Raw genomic sequence first — 6,394 nt, 5'->3', positions numbered from 1 at the left:
AGAAATACTGTGGCGAAGAATAAAATATCAATGGCTAGATTTCGATGCTTATAAATGCTTTAAAAACCTCAAAGAACAATTAAATTTAGTGCTGAATAATTTTGGCATTAAATACGACATTAAATTTTAACCATTACTTATTACGGAAAATCATAGTTAATGAAAAGTTTTTAACACTTATCCCATTCCACACACATTACACTTCCCTCCTTTCGTCAGTCAGCATAATAAGTGTTTACTCGCTACTCTTTTATTTTACAAATAAGAGCTCGTGAATCTCCAATAGTCGATTTCATTAACATTGTAGAAGTAACTTTTTGGTATAAAACTTTTCAAGATATGAAAAGTTAAACTTTGCTTTTAGCCAAATGGAGTTTACGGAATTCGCAAACTCCTATTTATAAAATAACAAGGAAGTGAGCAAAGCAAAGTAACCCTTCGGCCAAAAGCTCAGGACGGGCCCCACGCTAACATTATAATACAAATATACAGTAATTGCTGCTATTACAATTAATTTTAATAAAACTAAATTATAAATACAAAACAACCGTTTTCAATTCTTAGTTCTTCCATTTAATTCTTTTTGTTTATATGTTCAAACAATTAGGAGTTAATTTAACACCCCAAATTAAATTAACCATCCAGTTCATTTGATTTCTTTAAAATGTAATTTATTAACTATCACGTTCATAGCGAATTACATTTTAGTGCTTTTAAACATTACGAAGTTCTAAAATTTGAAAACGGTATTTTTATTATTATTTATTAAGTTGTAATTTTAAATTCTTTTCATTTCTCATAATAACCAGAATTAATTCAAAAACTTGTTCCTTTATGTATTTGAAATTTTGAACATAATTTTTGAGATCTAATTCAAGTAATTTATGATTTTTTCTAAAGGAATCTTCCTTTTTTAAATAAATACGTTCTATTAATAGAGCCAAATTTATTTTATGTTCTTTTATTGATTCAATTAATTTAAGACCAAGTATTTTTTCGTTATTGATGCTGTTTAAAAAAAATTTTGCATTTTTAAAATTATGGGTATTGCAAATTCCCATAATATGTTCTGACAACAATTCTTGCAAAAAAAATTGTTCGACTTTAATAAATTCAATTTCAGAAATCCAATTTTGGGATTCCTTATGTAATTGGTCGAAACTCATACTTAAAAATGCCTGAGGTTCTTGTTGGTTTAAGATAATATTTCTCATAGGTTTTTATTTTATAAGAATCCGAGAAGACAAACTCTTCTCGGATTCCTTAAGAAGATTATGCAATTTCAATTAATTTATTGTGTGCTGCATTTTTCAAAATATCCATTTTTTCTAATTATACTCTCAGAACACAATTCTTATATTTTGCATTAATCTTCTTAGTTAGATTTATTCTTTTGCACCCTCTAAATTACTGCTATTTAAAAAGAAAATCAATGAGTTAAATCATATTATCGGATGATTGTTATCATATATTTCTGAATTATTGAATTTTAAGCAACCTCTGTTCATCAATAACTTCAATGCCAGTTTGGTTAATATTTATTAGTTTCTCTTGTTTAAAATCATGTAATGTTCTAATTAGGGTTTCCTTTGCAATACCTATTAAACTAGCCAAGTCTGCTCGTTTAAACAAAATTTCATGAGTAAATTCTTTTGGGTACTTTTCTAATAATTGTAATAATGTATCAGCAGTTTTTTTTCGTACTGATGCATATGCTAACGATAGTTGTTTTTCATTTGCTTTCAGTAAATTTTGTGCTAACACATCAATAAAACTATATATAACTTGAGATTTATTTTTAAGAAGATTGTAAATTTCCTTTTTATTTATTTTGTACAATGTTGTTGCACTCAAGGTTTTTGCATTTTCTTGATATGGAATATGTAAGGTGAAAGATACAAATCCAAATATCTGATTATCAGTATATAAGCCTGTAATTAATTCCTTCCCAAAGTCATTGGATTTATAAGTTTTTACCAATCCTTTTTTTATAACAAATATATATTCACTTATATTTCCATTGTAAAAAATGGTATCACCCTTTTTAAAGGTAAATAATTCTTTGTCTTTTAAAAAAATCTTGAAATCTGAAGCAGTTTCCAAGGATAATCTGTTTTTTGGAATTAAACTCGTTTTTGAAGAAATTTTTTGCTCAAATACTTCCACCCTTTTTAATCTACTATCAATTGCCCTTAATAATTCAGATTCTTCAATTGGTTTTGTTAAATAATCATCAGCGCCTAAATCCATACCCCTTCTTAGATCTTCATAATGAGTTTTTGCAGTTAAAAAAATGAATGGAACAGACTCTAATTCAGGAGTTTTAGAAATTATTTGTAAAACACCAAATCCATCTAATTCTGGCATTAAAATATCGCAAAGAATGAGGTCTGGCTTAAACTCATTTGCTAATAAAACACCTTTTTTACCATTATTTGCTGTTTTCACTATGTAATTTGCAAGTTCTAATATTTCACATGTGTTTTCGCAAACAATTTTATCATCCTCAATTATTAGTATTTTTTTCATTTTGATATTAATTTTGGTAACTTTATTTTAAATGTAGTACCTTCATTTTCAACACTTTTAAAAGAAATATTTCCTTTTAATTTAGTCACATACCCTTTTACAATGTTTAAACCAATTCCTGTCCCTGGATAAAAAATTGCATTTTTTGCTCTGAAAAATCTGTTAAACACCCAATTCTGTTCATCAAGGGGAATACCAATGCCCTGATCAATTACATAAAAAATAATGCTTTTTTTGAGCTCTCTTATTTTAAGCTTAATTAATCTATTTTCATTGGAATATTTAATTGCATTATAAAGTAAATTGGTAATTATAATAGTTAGTATTTTTGCATCATGGAACAAGATGGTAACATCACTATTAATTCTAATAACTTGATTTTTCTTTAAAAGTGGTGTTAAATTTTCAATGCATTCATAACATAAATCAGTAAGGTTAAATTGAGAATAAGTCGTATTAATATTGCCAGATTCAATGTTCTCAAGTGTTAATAAATCATCTAAAATAGTATTGAGCCTTGTAACCAATGCCTTTATTTTAAGAGCATGTTCGTTTTGTTTTAAATGATTATTTAAATTGGCATATTTCAGTAATAATTCAGCCGAAGACAAAATGCCACTCAATGGAGTTTTAAATTCATGTGTTGTTAATGAAATGAATTTTGTTTTTAATTGATTGAGTTCTACTTCTTTTTGTAATAAATTTTGAAGCTTTGCAATAGCTTGTTCTAATTCAAAATTACGCTTTGCAAGTTCTTTTTCTAATTTGTAATTCCTTTTGGAAATTTTTTGTTCTTGCTTTTTTCTAAAAGATATATTTGTGATTAATATTTTATAATATGTTTGATTTTTATATAAAATAGTACCAAATATGACTTCAACAGGAATTTCATCCTTTTGTTTAGAAATTATAATAGTTTCAAGGATTGGATTGAAGTTTAGTTTTAACGAATCATTTATTAAATTTATAAGAATTTGATTATTTTTAAATAAACTCGAAATATTTTTCTCAATTAATTCATTTTTATGATAACCAATCAATTCATAAAAAGGTTCATTGGCTAGTACTATTTCTTGAGATTTATCAAATACTAGAATACCCACTTTCATTGAGTCAAAACAAACTTTATAGAACGCTTTTTTAACAGTTAACATCATTATAAGTAAATGATTAATGTTAAATTTAGCGCTTATTGAACCTAATTTATATGATTTAAATCAGTTCCTAAGTTTAATACTAGTATGCTAATAATGCGTTAATTTCACTTAGTAGCCGTTCTTTGGGTAAATAGTGTGATTCTAATGTTTTTTCGAACGGAATAGGTGTTTCTATACTACCTACTCTTTTTACTGGTGCATCCAAATAAGTAAAACAATTTTCCATAATTAGAGCTGAAATATCGGAGGCTATGCCACCGAACAACGTATCTTCTTGAACTATTAAAGCACGGCCAGTTTTTTTAACGGAGTTATAAATACATTCAGTATCCAAAGGCTGTAATGTTCGTAAATCTATAATATCGGCAGAAATAGAATTGCTTATTACATCATTCAATGCCCAATGTACAGCCGCACCATAGGCTATTATAGAAATTTCCATACCTTCATAAACCAAGGTGGCTTTTCCTAAGGGTAAGGTGTAGTAATCATCTGGAACTTCTTGTGAAATAGTTCGATAAAGTGCTTTATGCTCAAAAAATAATACTGGATTTTCATCTTCAATGGCAGTTGCTAATAATCCTTTTGCATCATACGGAAAGGCTGGATATACAACCTTTAATCCAGGTGTTTTTGTAAACCAAGCTTCATTTGTTTGGCTATGGAATGGACCTGCACCAACCCCTGCGCCACAAGGCATTCTTACAACTACATCTGCTTTTTGACCCCATCTATAATTGGATTTTGCTAATAAATTAACTACAGGATTGAAACCTGAAGTAACAAAATCAGCAAATTGCATTTCTATTACGGATTTAAACCCCTTTATAGATAAACCAAAACCTGCTTCAATAATTGATGATTCACAAATTGGTGTATTTCTAACTCTTTCTTCTCCAAATTCAGCTAAAAAGCCTTCATATATTTTAAAAGCACCACCATATTCGGCAATGTCCTGTCCCATTAAAATCAAATTATCAAACTTCATCATGCTTTGTTTTAAAGCGCTGGAAATAGAATCAATAAACCTCTTGTCTGAAGTATTACTTGAAGGTTTTATTTCAGAATAAAAATGAGGATAATAAACATCATTTAATTCATTTGCAGTAGATGACTCAAGCGGTGATTCTTTATTTGCCTTTTGCCAATTCTCATTAATTTCTTCAGAAATTTTATTTCTAATCTGAGCATCATTTTTTTCAAACAAAATTCCTTGGACGGTTAAAAATGATTTATAATTTTCAATAGGATCTTGTAACTCCCATTGTTTAATTAAGTCTGTTGGAACATATTTTATACCACTCGCCTCTTCATGACCACGCATTCTAAATGTTTTAAACTCAATTAATATAGGTCTTGGATTAGCACGAACACTTTTTGCAATTTCATCTATTTTTGAATAAACTTCTAATATATTATTTCCGTCTATGATGTAGCTTTCCATACCATAGCCAATACCTTTATCGGCTATATTTTCGCATTTAAATTGTTGATTTACTGGTGTTGAAAGTCCATATCCGTTATTTTCAATACAAAAAATAACGGGTAAACTCCAAACAGCTGCAACATTTAATGCTTCATGAAAATCTCCTTCGCTAGTACCACCTTCACCTGAAAAAACAGCAGTTACTTTTGCCTCTTTTTTTAATAAATGTGCTAAGGCAATCCCATTAGCAATTCCTAATTGAGGACCTAAATGTGAAATCATTCCAATTATTTTATATTCTTGAGTGCCAAAATGAAAGGAACGATCTCTTCCTTTTGTAAAGCCGTTTGATTTTCCCTGCCATTGAGAAAATAAGCGATACAAAGGAATATTTTTTGAAGTAAAAACGCCTAAATTGCGATGCATTGGAAGTATATATTCATCACTTTCCAGAGCTAAAGTAACTCCAACAGAAATAGCTTCTTGCCCAATTCCAGAAAACCATTTAGAAATTTTACCCTGGCGAAGTAAAATAAGCATTTTTTCTTCAATTAGCCGAGGTTTTAAGAGGGCTTTATAAAAATCCAATAGTTGTTCGTTGGTATAATTTTTTCTGTCAAATTGCATTATTAAATTGAATTTTATTACAAGTGGACTAAGTTAAAGAAAACCTATGAAAATTTGGTGTAAAAAAAATCCTTGACAATTAAATGACAAGGATTTTTGTTTGTTTTATTTGTAATATTTTAATAATCTCTAAAAATAGAATGCATTAAACGTGTTTTATCATTGATACTTTCTTCCAAAGAAATCATCGTTTCAGTTCTTGAAACGCCATCAATATCATCAATTTCAAAAATTATTTCTTTGGCATGTGTCGTGTCACGAGCCCTAATTTTACAGAAAATATTGTATTTTCCTGCAGTAATATACGCAATTGTAACGTTTGGAATTTTCTTTAAGTCATTTACCACTTGTTTGGTTTTTGACGTTTTATTTAAATAAATACCTACGTGAGAAATAAAAGAATATCCCATTTTCTCGTAATCTATGGTTAATGTAGAGCCTTTAATAATCCCCTCATCTTCCATTTTTTTAACTCTCACATGAATAGTTCCTGCTGAGACAACTAACTTTTTAGCAATATCTGTAAAAGGCGTTCTCGCATTTTCTATTAAAATATCTAATATTTGATGATCAATCTCATCTAGTACAAATTTTTTCATAATTATATTGTTAACTAAAAAATAATATGCAAATTTATTAAAAAAAAGATTAAATA

The 6,394-nt window shown here is 28.2% G+C and carries 5 protein-coding genes; all 5 read right to left on the bottom strand.

Annotated features, from left to right (window positions below):
• Positions 1-758 precede the first annotated feature (758 nt).
• Complete coding sequence (locus Q8S45_RS07910) at positions 759-1,214, bottom strand: hypothetical protein (protein WP_305603333.1); 456 nt, start codon at positions 1,212-1,214, stop codon at positions 759-761.
• Positions 1,215-1,479: 265 nt separating this feature from the next.
• Positions 1,480-2,529: a response regulator gene (locus tag Q8S45_RS07905; protein WP_305603330.1), complete on the bottom strand. Its 1,050-nt coding sequence runs from the start codon at positions 2,527-2,529 to the stop codon at positions 1,480-1,482.
• Entirely contained in the window at positions 2,526-3,686 is a 1,161-nt protein-coding gene (locus tag Q8S45_RS07900) for a PAS domain-containing sensor histidine kinase (RefSeq protein WP_305603327.1), read from the bottom strand. The genes Q8S45_RS07905 and Q8S45_RS07900 overlap by 4 nt, the downstream gene beginning before the upstream one ends.
• A 79-nt stretch (positions 3,687-3,765) precedes the next feature.
• Complete coding sequence (locus tag Q8S45_RS07895; RefSeq protein ID WP_305603325.1) at positions 3,766-5,739, bottom strand: dehydrogenase E1 component subunit alpha/beta; 1,974 nt, start codon at positions 5,737-5,739, stop codon at positions 3,766-3,768.
• Between the two features lie 119 nt (positions 5,740-5,858).
• Entirely contained in the window at positions 5,859-6,338 is a 480-nt protein-coding gene (locus Q8S45_RS07890; RefSeq protein WP_305603322.1) for an Lrp/AsnC family transcriptional regulator, read from the bottom strand.
• Between the last annotated feature and the right edge of the window lie 56 nt (positions 6,339-6,394).

This window comes from Lutibacter sp. (genome assembly GCF_030692605.1).
In the GTDB taxonomy this organism is placed as follows: domain Bacteria; phylum Bacteroidota; class Bacteroidia; order Flavobacteriales; family Flavobacteriaceae; genus Lutibacter.
This window is presented reverse-complemented; position numbering and strand designations above follow the sequence as displayed.

What these genes read in the sequence shown, in the direction of transcription:
- Q8S45_RS07910 (WP_305603333.1), bottom strand. Translation starts at nt 1,214, where the DNA reads ATGAGAAATATTATCTTAAACCAACAAGAACCTCAGGCATTTTTAAGT.
- Q8S45_RS07905 (WP_305603330.1), bottom strand. Translation starts at nt 2,529, where the DNA reads ATGAAAAAAATACTAATAATTGAGGATGATAAAATTGTTTGCGAAAAC.
- Q8S45_RS07900 (WP_305603327.1), bottom strand. Translation starts at nt 3,686, where the DNA reads ATGATGTTAACTGTTAAAAAAGCGTTCTATAAAGTTTGTTTTGACTCA.
- Q8S45_RS07895 (WP_305603325.1), bottom strand. Translation starts at nt 5,739, where the DNA reads ATGCAATTTGACAGAAAAAATTATACCAACGAACAACTATTGGATTTT.
- Q8S45_RS07890 (WP_305603322.1), bottom strand. Translation starts at nt 6,338, where the DNA reads ATGAAAAAATTTGTACTAGATGAGATTGATCATCAAATATTAGATATT.